The sequence below is a fragment of the Ornithinimicrobium cavernae genome, assembly GCF_003121625.1.
Lineage (GTDB): Bacteria > Actinomycetota > Actinomycetes > Actinomycetales > Dermatophilaceae > Ornithinicoccus > Ornithinicoccus cavernae.
In genome coordinates, this window is sequence record NZ_QDDJ01000016.1 from 91,156 (window position 1) to 114,243 (window position 23,088).

Here is a 23,088-nt window from a genome sequence, read left to right on the forward strand (position 1 = left end):
TTCTGAGGGAAGTTCGGAACGGCTCAGACGCTTTGTGAGGGAAGTTCGGCACGGCGTGACGCCAGGTGGTTGTGCCCAAGCCGGGGGGGCGACCACTTCGCAACTCCGTGTGATGGGTACAGTAAGCCTGTGTTAGTTCTTCAGGAGCAGCTTCTGCTGGTGCGCCGGCTCCACGTGGACCTCGGGTGCCTGGCCAGCGATCTGTGTCGTCGGTGACTCGATCCCGCAGCCGACCACTCCGCATACCTGAAGGACCCTGACCCATGACTGACCACCTGCCTGTCCTCGACCTGTCCCTCGCCGACGATCCCGCCACAGCCGCGCAGTTCCGCGAGGACCTGCGCGAGGCCACCCACGACTACGGCTTCTTCTACCTCGTCGGCCACGGGATCGACCCGGCCCTGACGCAGGACGTCATCAGCGTCTCCCGCGAGTTCTTCGCCCTCCCGGAGGCCGAGAAGCTCGAGATCGAGAACGTCACCAGCCCGCACTACCGGGGCTACACGCGCGTCGGGGGCGAGCGCACCCAGGGCAAGGTCGACTGGCGCGAGCAGATCGACATCGGCCCCGGCCGCCCTGCGGTGCCGGCCGGTCCGGACGTGCCGGACTACTGGGTCCTGCAGGGACCGAACCTGTGGCCAGCGGCACTGCCGCGCGTGCGCCAGGTGGTGGAGACCTGGAACCAGACCCTCTCGGGGGTGGCGGCACGGCTCCTCGCGGAGTGGGCGCAGTCCCTGGGCCAGCCCCGCGACGTCTTCGACGGGACCTTCGGCGACGCACCGGCCACGCTGACCAAGATCGTGCGCTACCCCGGCCGCGTCGAGGGCGGCACCGACCAGGGGGTCGGCTGGCACAACGACGCCGGCGTGCTCACGCTGTTGCTGGTCGAGCCGGGCAAGGCCGGCCTGCAGGTCGAGCGCCGTGGTGAACCGCTGGATGCCCCGCCGATCGACGGCGCGCTGATCGTCAACATCGGCGAGATGCTCGAGTGGGCCACGGACGGTTACCTGAGGGCGACCAACCACAGGGTGCTCGCCCCGGAGCCGGGGACGGACCGGATCTCGGTGCCGTACTTCCACAACCCAGCCCTGGACGCGGTCTTCCCCAAGCTGGAGCTGCCCGCTGAGCTGGCCGCCCGGGCCCCCGGTGTCACCCTGGACGAGGGGAACCCGATTCTCGGCGTCTACGGCGAGAACGCTCTGAAGAGCCGGGTGCGCGCGCACCCGGATGTCACCGAGGCGCACCACCCGCACCTTGCGCCCGAGCAGCGGCGCAGCGCCTGAGGGAACTGGGCGGCTGACCATCTCCTGCTGGAGGGGGAGACCGGCGAGACCCCTACCAAAATTGTGGGAGGGTCGGGGGCGTGAACGCCGAGCAGCAGCGAGTCAACGAGTCCGAGGACCCCCGCGCGCCCTGGCGACAGTGGGGTCCCTACGTGTCCGCCCGCCAGTGGGGCACCGTCCGCGAGGACTACTCCGCCGACGGCAACGCGTGGGACTACCTGCCCTTCGACCACGCGCACCGGCGGGCCTACCGCTGGGGCGAGGACGGGCTCGCGGGCCTGTGCGACCTGGACGGCTACCTCAACCTGGGGCTGGCGCTCTGGAACGGCCGTGACGACCGGCTCAAGGAGCGGCTGTTCGGTCTCAGCAACCCGCAGGGCAACCACGGCGAGGACGCCAAGGAGTACTGGTGGGCGCTGGAGGGGACGCCCACCCACAGCTACGCCCAGTGGCTCTACCGGTACCCGCAGGCGGCCTTCCCCTACCAGGACCTGACCGACACCAACGCGGCCCGCGGGTTCGAGGACGACGAGTACGAGCTGTCCGACACCGGTGTGCTGGACGAGAACCGGTTCTTCGATGTGGTCGTCACCCATGCCAAGGCGTCGCCCACCGACATCGTCGTGGAGGTCGCCGCGACCAACCACGGGCCCGACGCGGCACCACTGCACCTGGTGCCGCAGCTGTGGTTCCGCAACACGTGGGCGTGGGGTCTGGACGACCGGCGCCCCGAGATCGTGCGCGCTGGGGACCGGGGGGAGTATGCCGAGGGGCAGGTGACCCTGGAGGCGCGCCACCACGAGCTCGGCCGGGTCCGACTCGTGGCCGACGGTGCGCCGCGGGCCCTGTTCTGCGACAACGAGACGAACTATGCCGCGCTCTATGGTGAGGACGCCGTCCCGGCCGGGCACACGGCATACCCCAAGGACGCGATCGACCGGGCCATCGTCCATGGTGAGGACGCAGGCAACCCCGACCAGGTGGGGACCAAGGCGGCGCTGTGGTGGGCCTTCGACGAGGTGGGTCCGGGGCAGACCGTCCGGATCAGACTGCGACTCACCCAACTGTCCGGCGGTGAGCCCGAGCGGGAGGCCGAGCAGGTGCTCGCTGCGCGCAGCAGGGAGACCGACGAGTTCTATGCCGGGGTCATCCCGGAGCACACCGGTGAGGAGGACCGGCACATCGCCCGGCGGGCCTTCGCCGGACTGCAGTGGGGCAAGCAGCTCTACCTGTACGACGTCCCGCGCTGGCTGGCCGGAGACCCCTCCCAGCCACCGCCACCCCCGGAGCGGGCCGACCGGCACACCGGCCGCAACGCCCACTGGCAGCACGTCAACCTGGCCGAGGTCATCTCCATGCCGGACGAGTGGGAGTACCCCTGGTTCGCGACGTGGGACCTGGCCTTCCACTGTGTCCCGCTGGCGCACGTCGACCCCGCCTTCGCCAAGTTTCAGCTGCTGCTGATGTGCCGGGAGTGGGCGATGCACCCCAACGGGCAGCTGCCCGCCTACGAGTGGAACTTCTCCGACGTCAACCCGCCGGTGCACCCGTGGGCGGCGTGGCAGGTCTACAGCATCGACGGCAACCGGGACCGGACCTTCCTGCAGCGGATCGTGCTGAAGATGATGCTCAACTTCCCGTGGTGGGTGAACCGCAAGGACGCCGACGGCTCCAACATCTTCGAGGGCGGCTTCCTCGGGATGGACAACGTCGGGTTGTTCGACCGGTCCGAGGAGCTGCCGGGCGGTGGCCGGCTGGAGCAGGCGGACGCGACGGCCTGGATGGGGATGTTCTGCCTGCGGATGCTGCGGATGGCGATGGAGCTGGCCCGCGAGGACGACGCCTGGGACGAGGTGGCCACCAAGTTCCTGGTCCACTTCCTGGCCATCGCGGAGACGATGGAGGACATCGGGGCCGACCACACGTCGCTCTGGGACAGCGAGATGCGGTTCTTCCAGGACGTGCTGGTGGACAGCGCCGGGGACGCGCACCGGATGCCGGTCCGCTCGATGGTCGGGCTGCTGCCGCTGACCGCCGTGTCGATCGTGCCCAACTGGGTGGCCCGGGAGCTGCCTGACCTCACCGACTTCTTCCAGGGGTGGACCGAGCGACGGCCCGAGCTGGAGGACGCCCTGCTGCACACCAACTACCGCGGCTACTCGGTCCGCACCCTGTCGATGGTCAGCCATGAGCAGCTGGAGGCGCTGCTCGGCTACCTGCTCGACGAGGGGGAGTTCCTCTCGCCGCACGGCATCCGCTCCCTGTCTGCGGCGCACCGCGACGGTCTGACGGTGCGGCTGGGGGACAGTGAGCTCGGGCTGCGCTACGAGCCGGCGGAGTCACGGTCCGGCATGTTCGGTGGCAACTCCAACTGGCGTGGGCCGGTGTGGTTCCCGGTGAACTCCCTGCTCACCGATGCCCTGCGGGTCTATGGTCGCGGCGCCGGCGTGGGGATGGCGGTGGAGTTCCCGACGGGGTCCGGGCACCGGGCGTCGCTGGAGGAGATCGCCACGGAGCTCGAGCAGCGCCTGGTCTCGCTGTTCCGGCCCGGCCCCGACGGGCGGCGACCGAGCACCCCCGTCCATCATCCGGGCGGTCCCCTGTGGGACGTGCACCCCACGTTCAGTGAGTACTTCAACGGGGACAACGGCGCCGGTCTCGGTGCCTCCCACCAGACCGGCTGGACCGCGATGGTGGCGCACTTCATCTGTGCCCCGGACGGCATCACCAACCGCTGACCCGGCCGCCTGGTCGGGTCAGGGCGCCGAGTAGGCCGTGAGCCCCTCGGGGTCGGCGACGACCCGGACGGCACCGTTCTCGAGTGCCAGCCCGATGGTCAGGGGGAGCGGCCAGGCCACCTGCTCGCCGGGTGCCGCGGCACTGCCGTCACCGGTCGCACCCGCACCGCCCTCGCGTCGCCACCGACCCCAGGTGCTGATCCGGTCGTCGTCCCTGGCGCCGGGCAGCTCCACCTCCACGGGTGTCCGGTCCTCGACCCAGCGGGCGTCTGCGGTGGTGGCCGGCCGGGCCGTGCCGCGCGCGGTGTCGATGACCACCGCGCCGTCCGCGGTCTCGACGGCGACCTCGCCCGGCCCGACGAGCTGCAGCTCCGGGGCACCAGGCTCCGAACCGTCCACCGTGGCGCCGAGAGGGACCCGCCAGAGGACCTCACCCGAGGCGGGGTCCAGCCGCACCAGGTCCACGTCGAGGTCGCGGTAGGTCGCCTCGCCGTGGTCGGTCACCACCTCGCCGTCGTGCCAGGCACAGACGAGCAGGGGGTCCTCCGGCCCGCCCGACACGTCGATGTCACAGAACGTCGAGGTGGCCGGGGCCTCCCACAGGCGGGTGCCGGTGCTGACGTCGAGCCCGACCGAGCGGCCGGCCGTCAGGTCCCAGGAGGTGCGTGTCCGAGGGGAGGACAGTGCGGTGCCGACCGTGCCGACGAGGATCGTGTCGTCCTCGAAGGACTGGAACGACCATCCCGTGTCGGTGGAGTGTCCTGCAGCGAACAGCTCGGTGGTGTCCGCCTCCCACAGGAGCGCGCCGTCCACGACGCGGCCGATGCGGGTGCCGTCCATCGCCTGGCGGCTCAGCCCCAGCGGACCGATGCTGGTCCACCCGGGGACGCCCGTGGCCGGCGGGTCGTGCAGCGCCCCCTCCGGGGTCAGCGCCTGCACGGTCCACACGCCGTCGACCTGCACGGTGAGGCAGACCTCCTCCGCGTCGTGCGGGCAGGCGGTCGGCAGGTCGGCGTGGCTCAACGGCTCGGCAAGGGTGCGCACCGCCTCCCCTGTGCGGGGGTCGCGCACGATCACGTGGGCCGTGGCCGCCTCCACGGGGGCATCCGGGTGCGGGGCGGGCGCCAGGTGGACCACGCCCCCCTCCACCTCCTCGACCGACAGGTCCTGACCGGGAGGTCGCACCGAGCGGGTGGCGGCCCGGGACCAGAGCACCCGACCGTCCGTGCTGTCGACACCGGTGATCTCCAGGCGCCTGCCGTCGAGGGTGTAGAGGACGAGGGTCTCGTCGACGAGCACGGGAGCCGTCACCGGGCGCAGCTCGTCGTTGCGCCACCGCACTCCGGCCAACGCTGAGCGGTCGACCGCCGGTGGGGTGGAGGCGCCGTCCGAGGGTTCCGTCGCGCCTGTCGAGTCCCCCCTCGTCGACGACACGCTGTCCGCGGCCGGCGCAGTGTCGGCGGCCCTTCCTTCGTCATCGTGCCCGGACGGTGTGACCGACGTGGCCGCCGTCCCTCGGGCGGACTCGTCGCTGCTCGCCCCGGCACAGGCCGAGGTGAGGAGCGCGAGCAGGAGCACGGTGGTCAGTCCGGGTCGTGGCATGCGGCCCATCGCACCAGACAGGGGCAGGGGCCCGCAGAAGTTATCTACAGGTGGGTCGTCCTCCCGCTCCTGCTGCTCCGGGGGAGTCGCCAGGTGCTCCTGGGCGGCAGTGGTCGGGACTCCAGGCGCAGGAGACCCGGCCCTCACGTGCCCCGAAGCAATCGTGGGCGTCCCCTCCTGTGGACGGCGGATCGCCGCGTCGGTCTCCCGGCATAGTCTGGGGCCATGCCTGCCGATCTCGATGCCCTCCTGCACGCGGCCGTCCAGGGCGTCGGCGGCACCGAGCGACCCGGACAGGTCCAGATGGCTCGCGCGGTCCGGGACGCGGTCGAGCGCGAGGAGCACCTGCTGGTCCAGGCGGGCACGGGCACGGGCAAGTCGTTGGCCTACCTGGTCCCGGCGATCGCCCATGCGATGGCGACCGGCAAGCCGGTGGTCGTGGCGACGGCGACCCTGGCCCTGCAGGCCCAGATCATCGACCGCGACCTGCCGCGTATCGCTGCGGCGCTGCAGCCCGTCGTGGGCCGGCGGCCCACGTTCGCCCTGGTCAAGGGCCGGTCCAACTACCTGTGCCAGCACAAGCTCACGGGCGGTTTCCCGGACGAGGACGAGGACACCCTGATGTCGGTCGGGCAGGTCGACCGGGAGCGGTCCCGGCTCGGGGAGGAGGTGCTGCGGCTGCGGGAGTGGTCCGAGCTCACCGAGTCCGGCGACCGGGACGAGCTGGTGCCGGGCGTCAGCAACCGGGCCTGGCGTCAGGTGTCGGTCTCGGCTCGCGAGTGCCTGGGCCAGTCGTGCCCGCAGGTGGGGGAGTGCTTCGTCGAGGTCTCGAGGGCCGCGGCGCACGAGGTCGACGTGATCGTCACCAACCACTCCTTCATGGCGATCGATGCGTTCGAGGGCCGGCAGATGCTGCCCGAGCACGACCTGTTGATCATCGACGAGGGGCACGAGCTCACGGACCGGGTGACCTCGACGATCACCGACGAGCTGACGTCCGGGACCGTCGCGGCCGCTGCGAAGCGCGCCGCGCGCATGGGGGAGACGAGCGACCTGACCGAGGCGGCGACCGCCATGCAGGCGGTGCTGGACGAGCTCCCTGAGGGCCGGATGACCGGGTTGCCGGACCGTTTGGTGCTGGCGCTGGGCTCCGTACGAGACGCCGCGCGCGCTCTCCAGTCCGAGCTCAAGCCCAAGGGCAAGGACGAGGCCGACGGTGCCCGTCAGGTCGCTCGCGCGGCCGTCGAGGAGATCTTCGACACCGCCGAGCGAGTCCTGGAGGAGCGCGAGCTCGACGTCGCCTGGATCACGCACGACCGGATGCGCGGCTCCGTCCTCCGCGTCGCGCCGATGAGCGTGGCCATGCTGCTGCGGGACAAGCTGTTCAGCGAGCGCACCGTCGTGCTCACCTCCGCGACCCTGGAGCTCGGCGGCACCTTCGACTCCGTCGCGGGGACCCTCGGGCTCACCGGACGGGGCGGCCCCGCCTGGAACGGTCTGGACGTCGGCAGCCCGTTCGACTACAAGCAACAGGCGATCGCCTACGTCGCCAAGGCCCTCCCGCCCCCGGGACGCGACGGCACCTCCGACAAGGTCTTCGACGAGATCGAGGCGCTGGTGCGCGCGGCCGGCGGCCGGACCCTGGGCCTGTTCAGCTCACGCCGCGCCGCCGAGGCCGCCACCGAGGAGATGCGCAACCGGCTCGGTGACAGCGGCATCACGGTCCTCTGCCAGGGCGACGACCAGACCCCCACGCTGGTGCGCCAGTTCGCCTCCGACGCGGCCACCTGCCTGTTCGGCACGATGTCCCTGTGGCAGGGCGTGGACGTGCCCGGTTCGGCCTGTCAGCTGGTGATCATCGACCGCATCCCGTTCCCGCGGCCGGACGACCCGCTCTCCTCCGCGCGCTCGGAGGCGATCGCGCGGATGGGTGGCAACGGCTTCATGCAGGTCTCGGCCACCCACGCCGCCCTCAAGCTCGCGCAGGGCGCGGGCCGACTGGTGCGCCGTGGTGAGGACCGCGGGGTCGTCGCGTTCCTCGACTCCCGGATGATGTCCGCGCGCTACGCCGGGTTCCTGCAGAAGTCGCTGCCCCCGTTCTGGCCGACGACCAACCGGCAGATGGTGCTGGACGCCCTGCGCCGCCTCGACCAGACCGCCCCCGACCCGCTGCCGGTGGCCGAGCCCGTGCTGCGCGGGACGGGTGCCTCGCGCTCCGGGGCGAGTCAGGCAGCGACGAACGGCGCGGGGGCGCCGGACGAGGAGGGCCCGGTCGCCGATCCACCGCCGGTCGCCCGCAGCGCCCGCACCGCCGTCACCGGCGGGCACGCGTGGACGGACGAGCAGGACGAGGAGCTGCGCGACGCGGTGGATGCGGGCGTGGACCTCGCCGAGCTCGCCGAGCACCTGCAGCTGCCACCCGACTCGGTGACCACCCGGCTCAACCAGCTGGGCCTGGAGCTGCAGCCCGATGGGATGCTGGAGCTGTGAGTGAGGGAGCGGTGAGCGAGTCCGAGGTCCCGGACCTGGTGCTGGTGTCGGGGCCCGAGCAGATCCTTGCCCAGCGCGCCGTCGAGTCCGTGCTGACGACCCTGCGGGCGCACGACCCCGAGGTCGACGTGGTCAAGATCCCGGCCGCCGACTACGAGCCAGGGGCCCTCGGCGTGCACGCCAGCCCCTCCCTGTTCGGGGGCTGGACGGCCATCGTGGTCGAGGACTTCGACGAGGCTGACGACGCGCTCGTCGAGGACGCCCACGCCCTGGCCAAGGACCCGCCCGAGGGGGTCACCCTGGTCGTGCGGCACAAGAGCGGCAACCGTGGCAAACGGGTGCTCGACCTGCTCAAGAAGTCCGGCCGGGTGATCACGGCCCCCGCCGTGAAGTCGGACCGCGACAAGGCCGCCTTCGTGCAGCAGGAGTTCCGGGACGCCAGGCGCCAGATCGAGGAGCCGGCGGTGACCGCTCTGGTGCAGGCGGTCGGCAAGGACGTCGCCGAGCTGGCGACCGCCTGCGCCCAGCTGGTGCGGGACACCAGCGGGCGGGTGAAGGTCGCCGACGTCGAGACCTACTACGGCGAGAAGGTCGAGACGACCGGTTTCAAGGTGGCCGACGCCGCCCTGCAGGGGGACACGGCCGAGGCGCTGCGGCTCCTACGGCACGCGCTGGCCGGCGGGCTGGACCCCGTGCCGATCGTCGCGGTGCTGGCGATGCAGCTGCGGCAGGTCGGCAAGGTCGCCGGCGCCGGACGCGCGAGCTCGGCGACCCTGGCCCGCGACCTCGGCATGGCTCCCTGGCAGGTCGACCAGGCGCGCCGGACGGCTCAGGGCTGGGACGGGGAGCGGCTGGGCAGGGCTATCCAGGCGGTCGCGGCCGCGGACGTCGAGGTCAAGGGCGGGCTCCGGACGGGCACCGCGGTCGCGCGCGACCCGGAGTATGCCGTGGAGCGGGCGGTCCTCGCGGTCTGCCGGGAGCGCCGCGGCTGAGGTCGGACCAGGCAGGGGCCCGCGCCGTGCACGCCGGTCTGGTCGCACGTTCCGACTGGCCCTACCCACCTGCTGGGTTGGCGCTCCGGCGCCTGCCTACGCTACCGTAGGTTACGCAAGCGAAACTTACGGAGACGTAAGCCGAGCACCCCAGACCCCCGAGGAGGCCCCCTGTGGCTCCCACTGCACTACCCGTCGTCATCCAGGGAGGCATGGGCGTCGCCGTCTCCTCCTGGCAGCTCGCCCGCGAGGTGGCCCTCACCGGCCAGATGGGCGTCGTCTCCGGCACCGCCATGGACGCGGTCCTGTCCCGCCGGCTCCAGGACGGCGACCCGGGCGGCCACATGCGGCGCGCGATGGCGGCCTTCCCGGACGCCGACATGGCGGCGCGGGTCATGGACAAGTATTTCGTCGCCGGCGGCCGCGAGCCCGGCACCCCCTACAAGCCGATCCCCAAGCTCACCCTGAAGACCGCCCGCGCGGGCCAGGAGCTGGGCGTGGTGGCCAACTTCGTCGAGGTGTGGCTGGCCAAGGAGGGGCACGACGGCGCCGTCGGCATCAACTGCCTCGAGAAGGTCCAGATGGCCACGCCGACCGCCCTGTTCGGTGCCGTGCTGGCCGGGGTCGACTATGTGCTGATGGGTGCGGGCATCCCGCGGGAGATCCCGCGCCTGCTCACCGAGATCTCCGCCGGACGGCCCGGCCGCATCACCGCCGACGTGCTCGGTGGCCGGATCAAGCGCCACATCGAGGTCGACCCGGTCGACCTCCTCGGGGACTCGCTGCCGGTGATGCGCCGTCCCGAGTTCCTGGCCATCGTCTCTGTCGACGCCCTGGCCAACTACCTGTACCGCGACCCGGAGATCCGGCCCGACGGCTTCGTGGTCGAGGGGCCGGTCGCCGGCGGGCACAGCGCCCCGCCGCGCGGCAAGATGCAGCTCGACGAGCACGGTGAGCCGGTCTACGGGTCGCGCGACCACGCCAACCTGGCCAAGATGGCCGAGCTGGGCCTGCCCTTCTGGCTCGCCGGCGCCTACGGCACGCCCGAGAAGGTCGAGGAGGCGCTCGCCGCCGGGGCCGCGGGCGTCCAGGTGGGCACGCTGTTCGCCCTCTCCCTCGACAGCGGCATCACCAACGCCACGCGCAGCACGATGCTGCAGGAGCTGCGGGACGGCACGCTCGAGGTGAAGAACGACCCGCTGGCCAGCCCGACGGGCTTCCCGTTCAAGGTCGCCAGCCTCGAGGACACCGCCAGCGAGGAGGAGACCTACCAGGCCCGCCCCAGGCTGTGCGACCTGTCCTACCTCCGCACGCCCTACGAGCGCGAGGACGGCGAGGTGGGCTACCGCTGCTCCGCGGAGCCGGTGCACATGTACCTCAAGAAGGGGGGCGACGAGGAAGCCACCCAGGGGCGCAAGTGCCTGTGCAACGGCCTGATGGCCAACATCGGGCTGGGTCAGGAGCGCAAGGACGGCTACCGCGAGACCCGCCTGGTCACCCTCGGTCAGGACCTCACCGGCGCGCGCGAGCTGATCACCCGCTACGTCGAGGGCTGGTCCGCCCGGCAGGCCGTGGACTGGCTGCTGACCCGCGTGCCGAGCACCCGCGTGCGACGGGTCCAGTTCGCCTGACTCACCCGGCCCGGGAGGCAGGTGCCTCCGCGGACAGGGCGAGGGCACCGGAGGCCAGCTGGGCGTTCAGGCCCGACGCGGTGACCTGACCGGCGCCGGCCGCGACCAGCACCGAGGCCATGGGCATCGGCAGGGTCGCCCGGTGGGCCAGGTCCCCGGCCGCGTAGATGCCGGGGACACTCGTCGCGCCGAACTCGTCCACCTCGATGCACCCCGAGGGCAGCAGCCGCAGACCCAGGTCCTCCGCGAACGGTGCCGACTGGCTCAGGGTGGTGCTGACGAAGAGCCCGCCCAGGTCCTCCTGTGTCCCGTCCTCGAGGGACACGACCGCGCCCAGGCTGCTGGGACTCACCTCCGTGACCCGGTGGGTCCGCACGGCGACACCGCGGGCCGCGAGCGCGGCAGCCAGCTCGGGGTCCGGCTCCGCGCCGTCGGTCAGGACGGTGAGCCGCGCCGCGATCGGCGCCAGCATGCCGACCAGGTGCTGCGTCGCGGGACCGAGCCCGAGCAGCCCCACCGGCTGACCGGCGAACTCGTGACCGTGGCAGTACGGGCAGTGCGCGACCACACCGCCCCACAGGGCCGTCAGGCCCGGGGTCGCCGGCAGGGAGTCCCGCACCCCGGTGGCCAGGACGACGGCCGCCGCCCGCACGGCATACTCGTTGTCGATCGCGACGGAGAAGTCCCCGGCGCCGCCGTCGATCGCCGTCACCCGACCCTGGTGCAGGGTGACCGTGGAGTATGCCGACAGGTCCGCCCGCGCGCGGGCGCGGAACTCCTCGGGCGGGGTCCCGTCCTGCGTGACGAAGTTGTGCAGGTGGGCGGCGGTGGCGTTGCGGTACTCGCCGGAGTCCACGAGGAGGACCTCGCGGTGCATGCGGCCGAGGGTCAGGGCCGCCTGCAGTCCGGCCGGGCCGCCGCCGACGACGACCACCTCGACACTCCTCCTCGGCGACGGGGCACTGGCGTGGCGTGCTGCTGGTGTGCTCATGATGCTCTCGCTCTCTGGTTTCGGGTTGCGTCTGCGACCAGCATCTGACTTCATGTTGACATGAAGTCAAGTCCTGGTGACGAAGGGACCGGTCCGGCCCAGAGCTGGTCGGTCGGCGAGCTCGCCGAGCGTTTCGGGCTGGCCAGCCACGTGCTGCGCTACTGGGAGGACCAGGGCCTGCTCAGCCCGGACCGTGACGGGGGAGGGAGGCGGCGCTACGGGCCAGACCAGCTGACGCGGGTGGCCGTGATCGTCCGCAACAAGGCGGCCGGGATGAGCCTGGGGCAGATCCGGGTCCTCCTGGACGCCGAGGCGTCAGGGCGGCACGCGGTGCTGGAGGAGCACCTCGCGGACCTGGAACGGCGGATGGCGGACATGGAGCGCTCGCGCGAGATGACCCTGCACGCGCTGGACTGTCGGGCCCACGACATCGCGACCTGCCCCAACTTCCGGGCCGCCGTGCAGGATCTGGTGGACGGCGCGGCAGCTCCCCGCTTCCACCTCGCGTAGTCTGTCTTCTTGTGGCTGTGGACTTCGAGAGTGAGATCAAGGCGATCCGGACGACCGTGAAGTCGGTCCGTGACGTGACCGGCATCGACCGTCTCGAGGCCCAGATCACCGACCTGGAGACGCAGGCCTCCGCGCCGGACCTGTGGGATGACGTGGAGCACGCCCAGCAGGTCACCAGCAAGCTGTCCCGGGTCAAGGCGGAGCACGACCGCGTCACCAACATGGAGGCGCGGGTCGATGACCTCGAGGCCCTCGTCGAGCTGGGTCAGGAGGAGGCCGACGCGGACACGATGGTGGAGGCCGAGGCCGAGCTGGCCAAGCTCAAGAAGGCCGTCGGCGAGCTGGAGGTCCGCACCCTGCTCAACGGCGAGTACGACGAGCGTGAGGCGGTCGTCACCATCCGCGCCGGAGCCGGCGGGGTGGACGCCGCAGACTTCGCCGAGATGCTGATGCGCATGTACCTGCGGTGGGCGGAGCGCCACCACTACCCGACCACCGTGCTCGACACCTCGTATGCGGAGGAGGCCGGACTGAAGTCGGCGACCTTCGAGGTGAAGGTGCCCTACGCGTTCGGCACGCTGGCCGTCGAGGCGGGCACCCACCGTCTCGTCCGGATCAGCCCGTTCGACAACCAGGGCCGTCGCCAGACGAGCTTTGCCGCGGTCGAGGTGGTGCCGCTGATCGAGTCCACCGACACGATCGAGATCCCCGAGTCCGAGCTCAAGATCGATGTCTTCCGGTCCTCGGGCCCCGGTGGCCAGTCGGTGAACACCACCGACTCCGCCGTCCGGATGACGCACATCCCGACCGGCACGGTCGTCTCGATGCAGAACGAGAAGAGCCAGATCCAGAACCGCGCCGCCGCCCTGCGCGTGCTGCAGTCCCGCCTGCTGCTGCTGAAGAAGCAGGAGGAGGACGCGGCCAAGAAGGAGATGGCCGGCGACATCAAGGCGAGCTGGGGTGAGCAGATGCGCTCCTACGTGCTGCACCCCTACCAGATGGTCAAGGACCTGCGCACGGAGTACGAGGTCGGCTCGACCTCGGCGGTGCTCGACGGTGAGATCGATGCCTTCATCGAGGCCGGCATCCGCTGGAAGCGCAGCCAGGAGCGCGAGGCGGCCGACGCCTGAGGGCGCCGGGTCAGACCACCAGGACCGGGGTGCCGGTCGTCATCACGCCGTTCCACAGCAGGTCCATGGCGGCGACCGAGACGCGGGCGCAGCCGTGCGAGTCCGGCCAGGGCGGGATCACGTCCGATCCGTGCACGGCGATGCCGCCGTTGAAGTACTGGGGTCGGTACAACTTGCCCAGGGGCCCGGTCTGCCAGCCGCGGGAGTATGTCGAGTAGACGGTGAACCGGCCGGCCGGGGTGGTCGCCTGCAGCTCGCGGCCGTACCAGTCATAGGGCTCGCCGTTGCCCGTCGAGGTGTTGAGGGTGAGCTGCACGACGCCGTCCCGGAGGACCGTGAGCAGCTGTCGTGAGAGGTCGATGACGACCCGCGTGCCGGGGCCGTCGTCGAGCACCGGGGGCAGCGTCCAGCTGGCCAGAGCCATCAGGGTGCGGCGACCGACGATCCCGTCCGGGACGAGCCCGCTGGCCTTCTGCAGCGCGTAGACCGCCTGCTCCGTGAGGCCGCCGAAGTAGCCGTCGGCGGTGCCGCACCAGTAGCCCCGGGCGCCCAGCAGCCGCTGCGTGGCGCCGACGTGGTCGCCGGCTGAGCCCCGGGCGAAGACGGGCCAGGCGGCCTGGCTCGGGCCCGCGGCAAGGAGCGAGAGCGAGCCGCCAAGGGCGGTCGCAGCAGCCGCGCGCAGGGCCGTCCTCCGGGTCAGTGCGCCCACCGTGCCTCGCTCAGCCGGTGCCTCCATGGTGTCCCCTTCCCCGAGTCTCGTGCTGCTACCCCATCGACGCTCTGGGGTACCGCACAGGTTGCGTTGCCCCGGGGACACACCACGCCCGGGAAGCCCGATTTACCACAATCACACGAGCCACACCCGTAACGTGGCCTGTGCCCGAGACAACCCCGTGTCGCAGGGCGGCCGACCGGTCCGGCCAGACGCCGGGCGGCCCCGCACGACGAAGGCAGCGGTACCGACGCCATGATCACGTTCGAGAACGTCACGATGCGCTATGCCCGGGGTGACGCGCCGGCGCTGCAGGGCATCGACGTGGAGATCGGCCGCGGTGACTTCGTCTTCGTGGTCGGGGCCTCGGGGTCGGGCAAGTCGACGATGATGCGGCTCATCATCCTGGAGAAGGAAGCCACCCAGGGGCGGGTGCTGGTGGCCGGTCAGGACCTGTCGCGCCTGCCGACGCGCAAGGTCCCGGGCCTGCGACGGCAGGTGGGCACGGTGTTCCAGGACTTCCGGCTGCTGGCCGGCAAGACCGTCAACCAGAACGTCGCCTACGTGCTCCAGGTGCTGGGGGCCCGGAGGCACCTCATCAAACAGCTCGTCCCGGAGACGCTGGAGCTGGTCGGGCTGGAGGGCAAGGGCAAACGCCTCCCGCACGAGCTCTCCGGTGGTGAGCAGCAACGGGTGGCGATCGCCCGGGCGATGGTCAACAAGCCGCCGATCCTGCTGGCCGACGAGCCGACCGGCAACCTCGACCCGCAGACCAGCGAGGAGATCGTCGCCATCCTGGACCGGATCAACCGCACGGGCACCACCGTCGTGATGGCCACCCACGACACCACGATCGTCAACACCTTCCGCAAGCGGGTCGTGCAGCTGCGGGACGGCGTGATCGTGCGGGACCAGGCGGACGGCGAGTACGAGGCCGTCGAGGAGGGGCTGGCATGAGGCTCGGCTTCCTGCTCGGCGAGGTCGGCAACGGTCTGCGGCGCAACACCTCGATGTTCGTCGCCGTGGTGCTGGTCACCATGGTGTCCCTCTTCTTCCTGGGCAGCGGGCTCCTGGCGCAGCGCCAGGTCGACACCCTCAAGGGCTTCTGGTACGACAAGGTGCAGGTCTCGATCTTCCTGTGCACGCCGGACTCGACGGATGTCGCGGCCTGCGCGGGCGGCGGTGTGACCGACGCCCAGCGCGACCAGCTGCGCGGTGACCTCGACCGGCTCGAGGGGCTGGTCGAGGAGTACTGGTACGAGTCCAACGAGGACGCCTACGAGCGGTTCCGCGTGCAGTTCCGCAACTCACCGGTCCTGGACTCCATCCCGCAGGAGGCGATCCCGGAGAGCTTCCGGGTGCAGCTGTCGGACCCGACCAAGTACGAGGTCGTCGCGAGTGCCTTCGAGGGCGCCCCGGGCGTGGAGAGCGTCGAGGACCAGCGCGAGGTGGTCGACAAGCTGTTCACCTTCCTCAACGCGGTCAGCCTCGCCGCCGTGGGCCTGGCCGCAGCCATGGTGGTGTGCGCCGTCCTGCTGATCAGCACCACGATCCGGCTCACCGCCTGGTCCCGGCGCCGGGAGACCAACATCATGCGGCTGGTCGGCGCCTCGGCGTTCACCATCCACGTGCCCTTCCTCGTGGAGACGGTGCTCGCCACGCTCCTCGGGGCGGCGCTGTCGATCGGGTTGCTGTGGGCGATGGTCCAGTACGGCATCAGTGGCTTCCTGACCGACCTGCTGGCCGGTCAGGCCGGAATGATCGGACTCATCGGTCCCCGCGACCTGTGGGTCATCACCCCGATCCTCGTCGGCGGCGCGGTGCTGCTGGCCGTGATCACGTCCTGGTTGGCGCTACGGAGGCACGTCCGTGTCTGAGAGGCGGTCACAATGACGAACACCCGACGATTCCGCTGGGGCAGCGTGGTGGCCCTGGCCATGGCCGGCCTGCTGGCCGCGTCGCCGGCCCTCGGGCTCGACGACATCCGGGACCGGATCCGGGAGGTGGAGGAGCGCGAGCAGCGGGCGCAGGAGGACCGGGAGGCCTCCGAGGAGCGTCAGGAGGAGCTGTCCGTCGAGCTGGAGCACACCAGCGTCGAGCTGCAGGCCGCGGACAAGCGGCTGCGCGAGACCACGGCGAAGGTCGACCGGGCCAGGATCGACCTGACCATCGCCGAGGACGAGCTGGCGGCGGCCGAGGCGGCGGAGGTGCGGATCGAGGGGGAGCTGGAGGTCGCCTACGCCAACGAGGCCAAGATCGAGAGCAGCCTGGCCGACAACGCCGCCGCGCAGGAGCAGACGCGCCTCGCCGTCGGCTCGATCGCCCGCGAGTCCTACAAGTCCGGTGGTCTGGGCCACCTCGGTGTGACCCTGGAGCTGCTGGCGGGGGAGGGCGACACGGTCCAGGAGATGTCCATGGCACGCACGGTGATGCGGGTCCAGGACAGCCAGATCCAGCGGTTGGGCACCATCCTGGCCGAGGAGACCGCCGAGCAGGACCGACTGGCCGGGGTGCGGCGCGACATCGCCCTGCTGCTCGCCGAGGCGGAGGCCACCACCATCCGCAAGCAGGAGGCCAGGGACGGCGCCGAGCAGGCCAAGAAGGACCTGGAGGCCCTCGAGGCCCAGCAGGCCAGGGACAAGAAGGCGCTCCAGCAGGAGTACGGCAAGCTCGAGAAGCACCTCGCCGCCGAGGAGGCCGAGGCCGAGGCCCTCGAGAAGGACCTGACCAAGCTGGCCGAGCAGAAGTACGGCCTGAAACAGGACGAGAAGGCCGAGAAGGCGCGCCTCGCCGAGGAGGCGCGCCTCAAGCGCGAGGCGGAGGAGCGGGCCCGGAAGGAGCGCGAGGCCGAGGAGCGCCGCAAGCGGGAGGAGGCCGAGGAGGAGCGCCGCAGGGCCGCCGAGGAGCGGGAGGCCCGCTACAAGGACGACCCAGCACCGCCGCCGTCGGAGGACCCGCCGGCACCACCGCCCCCGGCGCCGGAGCCCCCGCCGCCCTCCGCAGGCATCATCGACTGGCCGGTGAACGCACCGGTCACGAGCGAGTACGGCTGGCGGGTGCACCCGATCCTGGGCTACGCCAAGCTGCACGCCGGGATGGACTTCGGCTCAGGGTGTGGCGCACCGGTCTATGCCGCCGAGTCCGGCACCATCATCGCCACCACCTACAACAGCATCGCCGGCAACAAGGTGATCCTGGACCACGGCGTGATCGACGGGGTCAACCTGGTCACCACCTACCACCACCTGCAGAGCTTCGCCCGCGGCACCGGCTCGGTCAGCCGGGGCGAGCTGGTGGGCTACTCCGGCACGACCGGCGGCTCGACCGCGTGCCACCTGCACTTCGAGACTCACGAGAACGGCAACAAGGTCAACCCGCGAAACTGGCTCTGAATCCTGCTCCCCAGCCGGTAACCTAGAGGGTCGTGCCGGATCCCACTGACCGGCGCACTCGGCATACTGTGGAGGAGGTGGCACGACCGTGGTCAGGGAGAGCGGGCGCAAGCTCATCGCCAGCAACAAGAAGGCCAGGCACGACTACCTCATCGAGGACGTCGTCGAGGCGGGTCTGGTGCTGACCGGCACCGAGGTGAAGTCGTTGCGGATGGGACGCGCCTCACTGGTGGACGGCTACGCGACCGACTACAACGGCGAGCTGTGGCTGGAGGGTGTCCACATCCCCGAGTACGTCCAGGGGAACTGGACCAACCACGCTGCCCGCCGCCGGCGCAAGCTGCTGCTGCACCGGCACGAGCTCGACAAGCTCCTGGCCAAGGCGGGTCAGCAGGGGCACACGATCGTGCCGCTGTCGCTGTACTTCAAGGACGGCAGGGCCAAGGTCGAGATCGCCCTCGCCAAGGGCAAGAAGATCCACGACAAGCGCCAGACGCTCCGTGACCGGCAGGACTCCCGTGAGGTCCAGCGGGCCATGTCGGCCCACCTGCGCCAGCACGGCTGACGGCCCGTCGTATGCCGCGGGGTCGGGTCAGGCGACCCGGCCCAGCAGCTTGTCGGTGAGCTGGGTGCGCGCACCGGCCGCGTCAAGGGCCCGCTCGTAGCGGCGCAGCACGCCCTCGTGGGGGAAGACGAGGACCAGCATCAGCAGGACCGTGGGCGCCGCCGTGATCGCGACGGTGAGCCAGGACGGCTCTGAGGAGATGAACATGAGGGCCAGCGCCACGAACACCGGGGCCTCCATCAGCGCCAGCCGCAGGATGTGCACGGACTGGACCTTGGACATCAGTGCGCCGAGGTCGTCACCCGGCGACGCGGCCGGCACCCGGCCGACCATCACCACGGAGACCAGCGTGACGACTGCCACCAGGCCGAGGAGGACCGCGAGAACCCAGGGCTCGGGGAGGAGGGGGTCCGGTGCGACAAAGAGCATCATCACCGTGATGATCACGATGCCGCCGATGAAGGCACCGGAGAGGAAGCGCTGGGTCATGAGGAGCGGGGAGGAGTTCACGGCGATGGACTCTATCCGAATCGTGGTCGCGCCGCGGGAATCATGTGGACCGGCCCGGCGTTGGACGGGTAGGCTGGATCCTCCGACCGCGGTGCGAGCCACGGTTCGGGCTGGTTGACAACTGCACAGTGTGACGTGCCCCTGCTCCATGGGGGTGATCGGTTTCGACGTTGTACGCAACTCCAGGAGAAGCGGGTCGAGAACGCAGGGTCAACTCGTTAATGTCCCTTGCAAACTATTAGGTGCCGATTCCAAGCGCACCGACTTCGCCCTCGCCGCCTGAGCGAGCCACGAAGTCTGTCAGCCTGAGCTAGTTTCCGACTCAGTGTCTGGCATCAGCTAGGAAACTTGCTGCGTGATCATGTTGGGGGATCACGTGGGACTCCTACTCAACTGGGCCTGTCAGGGAACGTGTGCGCGCGAGCCCTGGGGCCGAGAAACTCCATAGCGCACTGCACCCGGAGAAGTCCTGGTCTTCCGGCAGCGGACGCGGGTTCGATTCCCGCCACCTCCACCATCGCGGTGGTCACGTCACGAGTGCAAAGCACAGAGATCCCCAGACTTCGCGGAGACGCAGAGTCTGGGGGTTTCGTGTGCGCGAGCTCTGCTCCACCGGGGTCAGGAACCTGACACACTCAACCGCTAAGCCGTGCGTGGAGAACCGCACGCACGGAGTGAGAGGAGGGTGGGCCGGAATCCCGCCACGGAACCGGGCCCTGACGACCAATGAACAGCCAGAAGGATCCCATCGCCCAGGCCCATAGCCAGTGGGTGCGTCATGGATGGCCGGAGGCCGCTGACGGCATGGCGATGGTGACTTCGCTGGTGCGGGTCAACCAGCTCTTCCTTGAGCGTATTGACGCGGTGCTGCGCCCTCTTGGTCTGACGTTCGCGCGTTACGAGGTGCTGCGCCTCCTGACGTTCGTGTCGGGTGGTGCGCTGCCGATGGCACGGTTGGGGTCGCTGCTGCAGGTTCATCCCACGAGCGTGACCAGTGCGGTGGAACGGCTGGTCCGGCAAGGGTATGTCGAGAGGGTGCGCAGCACCGAGGACGGACGCGTCGTGCTGGCTTCGCTGACCGACTCCGGTCGGGCGGTGGTGGAGGAGGCGACGGAGGGTCTGAACGCCTCGGTGTTCGGCGACCCCGGGCTGCCGCCGGGCCAGGTCCGTGAGCTCACCAACCTCCTGGGCGCGCTCCGCGCCGAGGCCGGTGATCATGTCGTCACGTAGGTGCTGCACCTGACAATTGCTTGGATGTCCTAGTATCTTGGGTGCGACCCTCCGATCAAAGGACTTCCTCATGCCCGAGCGCGCCCAGGCCCTGCAGCACCCTGTCCGTATCGTCACGGCGGCGAGCCTGTTTGACGGGCATGACGCGTCGATCAACATCATGCGGCGGATCATGCAGTCCCAGGGGGCTGAGGTGATCCACCTGGGGCACAACCGGTCGGTGCAGGAGGTGGTGCAGGCGGTCCTGGACGAGGATGCCAACGGGGTGGCGGTGTCGTCCTATCAGGGTGGGCACGTGGAGTACTTCGAGTACCTGGTTCAGGAACTGGCTGCGGCGGGGGCCGGGCACGTCAGGGTCGTCGGTGGTGGGGGCGGGGTCATCGTCCCCGAGGAGATCGCGAGGCTTCGCGAGTCCGGGGTGACGATCTTCAGCCCGCAGGACGGGCAGCGCCTGGGTCTGCCGGGGATGATCGGTGAGGTCATGGCGGACTGCGACTTCGGGCTCTGGGACGTCCGCGCCGCCGAGGTGGAGGAGGTGCTCGCGGGGGAGCGCACGGCGTTGTCGCGGGCGATCACGGGCGCCGAGCTGGGCCGGCTTCCGGAGGCGGACCGGGCTCGGTATGCCGAGGTGGCGGCCTCGCGCACGGTGCCGGTGCTGGGGATCACGGGGACCGGTGGGTCGGGCAAGTCCTCGCTCACCGATGAGCTGCTGCGCCGGCTGCGTCTGGACCAGGATGACCGGCTGCGGGTCGCGGTGCTGGCGATCGACCCGACGCGGCGGCGTGGCGGGGGAGCGCTCCTGGGGGACCGGATCAGGATGAACTCGATCGGTGGCGCGCAGACGTATTTCCGGTCGATGGCGACCCGGGGGGACAAGGAGATCCCGGAGGCGTTGCCGGCAGCTATCGATGTGCTGAAGTCGGGCGGGTTCGACCTGGTCATCGTCGAGACACCGGGCATCGGTCAGGGGGACGCGGGCATCGTCCCGTTCGTGGACACCTCCTTGTACGTCATGACACCGGAGTTCGGGGCGGCCTCGCAGCTGGAGAAGATCGACATGCTCGACTTCGCCGACGTCGTGGCGATCAACAAGTTCGAGCGTCGCGGCGCGATGGACGCACTGCGTGACGTCGGCCGTCAGCTGGTCCGCAACCGGGAGGCGTTCGGGAAGCGACCCGAGGACATGCCGGTGTTCGGCACCTCGGCCGCGACGTTCAACGACGACGGAGTCACCGCTCTGTATCAGGAGCTGCGGTCGTCCCTGGCGCAGGAGGGTCTGCCGGTCCAGGAGGGCGCGCTGCCCCGGGTGGATGTGCGCTACTCCTCGGGAATCCGGCAGGTGGTGCCGACCAAGCGGGTGCGCTATCTGGCCGAGATCGCCGACACCGTCCGCGGCTACCACGCGGACACCGAGCAGTTTGCCCAGGCGGCCCGTCGGGTGGAGCGCCTCGAGCTCGTGAGCAAGGAACTGGCGGCGGCTGGTGAGACCGGCACCGGGGTCGCTGGCCTCCTTGAGGTGGCTCGCCGTGAGGTGCCTGGCGAGATCCAGGACCTGATCGAGGCCTGGCCGGGCCGGGTCGAGGCCTACTCCGGTGACGAGCAGGTGGTCCGGGTGCGGGACAAGGAGATCCGCACCAGCCTCACCAAGGAGTCGTTGAGCGGCAACCGGGTCCCTCGGGTCGCGCTGCCGACCTACGACGAGACTGGCGCCCTGGTGCGGTACTGGCGCAAGGAGAACCTCCCGGGCTATTTCCCCTACACGGCAGGCGTCTTCCCCTTCAAGCGTGACAACGAGGACCCGGCCCGGATGTTCGCCGGCGAGGGTGACCCGTTCCGCACCAACCGCCGGTTCAAGCTCCTCTCGGAGGGGCAGCCGGCCACCCGGCTGTCGACCGCCTTCGACTCGGTCACCCTGTACGGGCAGGACCCGGCGCAGCGGCCGGACATCTACGGCAAGGTCGGCACGTCCGGGGTGTCGATCGCGACGCTGGAGGACATGAAGGCGCTGTACGACGGGTTCGACCTGCTCTCGCCGAACACCTCGGTCTCCATGACGATCAACGGTCCGGCCCCCACCGTGCTGGCCTTCTTCCTGAACACCGCGATCGACCAGCAGATCGAGGCGTTCCGGGAGAAGGAGGGTCGAGAGCCCTCCGGTGCGGAGGCAGAGGAGCTGCGTGCCTACGCGCTGGCCAACGTCCGCGGGACGGTGCAGGCCGACATCCTCAAGGAGGACCAGGGACAGAACACCTGCCTGTTCACCACGGAGTTCTCCCTGCGCATGATGGGCGACATCCAGCAGTGGTTCATCGACCACGAGGTCCGCAACTTCTACTCCGTGTCCATCTCCGGCTATCACATCGCCGAGGCCGGGGCGAACCCGATCAGCCAGCTGGCCTTCACACTGGCCAACGGCTTCACCTATGTCGAGGCCTACCTGGCCCGTGGGATGGACATCAACGACTTCGCGCCCAACCTGTCGTTCTTCTTCTCCAACGGCATGGACATCGAGTACTCGGTCATCGGCCGTGTCGCGCGGCGCATCTGGGCGGTGGCGATGCGGGAGAAGTACGGCGCCAACGACCGCAGCCAGAAGCTGAAGTACCACGTGCAGACCTCCGGTCGCTCCCTGCACGCCCAGGAGATGGACTTCAACGACATCCGCACCACCCTGCAGGCGTTGATCGCCATCTATGACAACGCGAACTCGCTGCACACGAACGCCTATGACGAAGCGGTGACGACCCCCTCGGCCGAGTCGGTCCGTCGTGCCCTGGCCATTCAGCTGATCATCAACCGCGAGTGGGGCCTGGCGATGAACGAGAACCCCAACCAGGGCTCGTTCATCATCGACCAGCTCACCGACCTCGTCGAGGAAGCGGTGCTGCTCGAGTTCGACCGGATCTCCGAGCGCGGTGGCGTGCTGGGGGCCATGGAGACCGGCTACCAGCGGGGCCGGATCCAGGACGAGTCGATGATGTACGAGCACCGCAAGCACGACGGCAGCCTGCCGATCATCGGCGTCAACACCTTCCGTGCCCCTGAGTCCGAGCGCGAGCCGGTCGTCGTGGAGCTGGCGCGAGCCACGACCGAGGAGAAGGAGTCGCAGCTCGCACGGGTCGCGGACTTCCAGAAGCGACACGAGGACGATGCGGCGGACGCCATCGCCCGCCTCCGGCAGGCAGCGCTCGCCGGTGACAACGTCTTCGCGGTGCTCATGGACGCCGCCCGCGTCTGTTCGCTCGGCCAGATCACCGAGGCCTTCTTCGAGGTCGGCGGGCAGTACCGCCGCAACGTCTAGGAGGCGGGCAT

The 23,088-nt window shown here is 70.4% G+C and carries 17 protein-coding genes and 1 other RNA gene; 14 read left to right on the top strand and 4 right to left on the bottom strand.

Annotated features, from left to right (window positions below):
* Positions 1–263: 263 nt before the first annotated feature.
* Both DA085_RS17395 and DA085_RS17400 read left to right on the top strand, forming a co-directional pair.
* Positions 264–1,283: an isopenicillin N synthase family dioxygenase gene (locus DA085_RS17395; RefSeq protein WP_109474255.1), complete on the top strand. Its 1,020-nt coding sequence runs from the start codon at positions 264–266 to the stop codon at positions 1,281–1,283.
* An 80-nt stretch (positions 1,284–1,363) separates the two neighbouring features.
* Entirely contained in the window at positions 1,364–4,021 is a 2,658-nt protein-coding gene (locus tag DA085_RS17400; protein WP_109474256.1) for an MGH1-like glycoside hydrolase domain-containing protein, read from the top strand.
* An 18-nt stretch (positions 4,022–4,039) separates the two neighbouring features.
* Here DA085_RS17400 and DA085_RS17405 read toward each other — a convergent pair whose 3' ends face one another.
* Complete coding sequence (locus tag DA085_RS17405; protein ID WP_154402242.1) at positions 4,040–5,623, bottom strand: PQQ-binding-like beta-propeller repeat protein; 1,584 nt, start codon at positions 5,621–5,623, stop codon at positions 4,040–4,042.
* Positions 5,624–5,848: 225 nt separating this feature from the next.
* Between DA085_RS17405 and DA085_RS17410 the strand changes: the two genes are divergently transcribed.
* From DA085_RS17410 to DA085_RS17420, 3 genes are all read left to right on the top strand, one after another.
* Positions 5,849–8,113 carry an ATP-dependent DNA helicase gene (locus DA085_RS17410; protein ID WP_109474258.1) on the top strand — a complete coding sequence of 755 codons (2,265 nt, stop codon included), beginning with the start codon at positions 5,849–5,851 and terminating at the stop codon, positions 8,111–8,113.
* Positions 8,110–9,105 carry a DNA polymerase III subunit delta gene (gene holA, locus DA085_RS17415; protein WP_237565585.1) on the top strand — a complete coding sequence of 332 codons (996 nt, stop codon included), beginning with the start codon at positions 8,110–8,112 and terminating at the stop codon, positions 9,103–9,105. The genes DA085_RS17410 and holA overlap by 4 nt, the downstream gene beginning before the upstream one ends.
* Before the next feature lie 173 nt (positions 9,106–9,278).
* Positions 9,279–10,736, top strand: coding sequence for a nitronate monooxygenase (locus tag DA085_RS17420; RefSeq protein WP_237565586.1), 1,458 nt, complete (start codon positions 9,279–9,281; stop codon positions 10,734–10,736).
* A gap of 1 nt (position 10,737) precedes the next feature.
* On the opposite strand, the gene DA085_RS17425 is transcribed toward DA085_RS17420, so the two are convergent.
* The gene (locus tag DA085_RS17425) at positions 10,738–11,727 is read right to left on the bottom strand and encodes an NAD(P)/FAD-dependent oxidoreductase (protein ID WP_109474261.1); all 990 of its coding nucleotides are present in this window, start codon (positions 11,725–11,727) and stop codon (positions 10,738–10,740) included.
* 60 nt (positions 11,728–11,787) lie between these two features.
* Between DA085_RS17425 and DA085_RS17430 the strand changes: the two genes are divergently transcribed.
* Together DA085_RS17430 and prfB are read left to right on the top strand one after the other, a co-directional pair.
* The gene (locus tag DA085_RS17430) at positions 11,788–12,237 is read left to right on the top strand and encodes a MerR family transcriptional regulator (RefSeq protein WP_109474262.1); all 450 of its coding nucleotides are present in this window, start codon (positions 11,788–11,790) and stop codon (positions 12,235–12,237) included.
* Positions 12,238–12,248: 11 nt separating this feature from the next.
* Positions 12,249–13,367, top strand: a complete 1,119-nt coding sequence (gene prfB, locus DA085_RS17435; protein ID WP_109474263.1) for a peptide chain release factor 2 — start codon at positions 12,249–12,251, stop codon at positions 13,365–13,367.
* A 10-nt stretch (positions 13,368–13,377) separates the two neighbouring features.
* Here the strand turns inward: prfB and DA085_RS17440 are convergent, their stop codons facing one another.
* Positions 13,378–14,103: a L,D-transpeptidase family protein gene (locus tag DA085_RS17440; RefSeq protein ID WP_109474264.1), complete on the bottom strand. Its 726-nt coding sequence runs from the start codon at positions 14,101–14,103 to the stop codon at positions 13,378–13,380.
* A 231-nt stretch (positions 14,104–14,334) separates the two neighbouring features.
* On the opposite strand from DA085_RS17440, the gene ftsE reads away from it, so the two are divergent.
* From ftsE to smpB, 4 genes are all read left to right on the top strand, one after another.
* A complete protein-coding gene (ftsE, locus tag DA085_RS17445; protein ID WP_109474265.1) occupies positions 14,335–15,036 on the top strand; it encodes a cell division ATP-binding protein FtsE in 702 nt (233 codons plus the stop codon).
* Positions 15,033–15,956 carry a permease-like cell division protein FtsX gene (ftsX, locus tag DA085_RS17450; protein ID WP_109474266.1) on the top strand — a complete coding sequence of 308 codons (924 nt, stop codon included), beginning with the start codon at positions 15,033–15,035 and terminating at the stop codon, positions 15,954–15,956. The genes ftsE and ftsX overlap by 4 nt, the downstream gene beginning before the upstream one ends.
* Positions 15,957–15,968: 12 nt before the next feature.
* Entirely contained in the window at positions 15,969–17,471 is a 1,503-nt protein-coding gene (locus DA085_RS17455) for a M23 family metallopeptidase (protein WP_154402243.1), read from the top strand.
* A gap of 88 nt (positions 17,472–17,559) precedes the next feature.
* Positions 17,560–18,036, top strand: a complete 477-nt coding sequence (gene smpB / locus DA085_RS17460) for an SsrA-binding protein SmpB (RefSeq protein WP_109474268.1) — start codon at positions 17,560–17,562, stop codon at positions 18,034–18,036.
* 27 nt (positions 18,037–18,063) lie between these two features.
* On the opposite strand, the gene DA085_RS17465 is transcribed toward smpB, so the two are convergent.
* Positions 18,064–18,546, bottom strand: coding sequence for a hypothetical protein (locus DA085_RS17465; RefSeq protein ID WP_109474269.1), 483 nt, complete (start codon positions 18,544–18,546; stop codon positions 18,064–18,066).
* Between the two features lie 150 nt (positions 18,547–18,696).
* On the opposite strand from DA085_RS17465, the gene ssrA reads away from it, so the two are divergent.
* The 3 genes from ssrA (at position 18,697) to icmF (ending at position 23,077) form a co-directional block, all read left to right on the top strand.
* Positions 18,697–19,063: a transfer-messenger RNA gene (gene ssrA, locus DA085_RS17470) on the top strand.
* A gap of 209 nt (positions 19,064–19,272) precedes the next feature.
* Positions 19,273–19,776 carry a MarR family winged helix-turn-helix transcriptional regulator gene (locus tag DA085_RS17475; RefSeq protein WP_109474270.1) on the top strand — a complete coding sequence of 168 codons (504 nt, stop codon included), beginning with the start codon at positions 19,273–19,275 and terminating at the stop codon, positions 19,774–19,776.
* Positions 19,777–19,846: 70 nt separating this feature from the next.
* A complete protein-coding gene (gene icmF / locus DA085_RS17480; protein ID WP_109474271.1) occupies positions 19,847–23,077 on the top strand; it encodes a fused isobutyryl-CoA mutase/GTPase IcmF in 3,231 nt (1,076 codons plus the stop codon).
* Positions 23,078–23,088 lie beyond the last annotated feature (11 nt).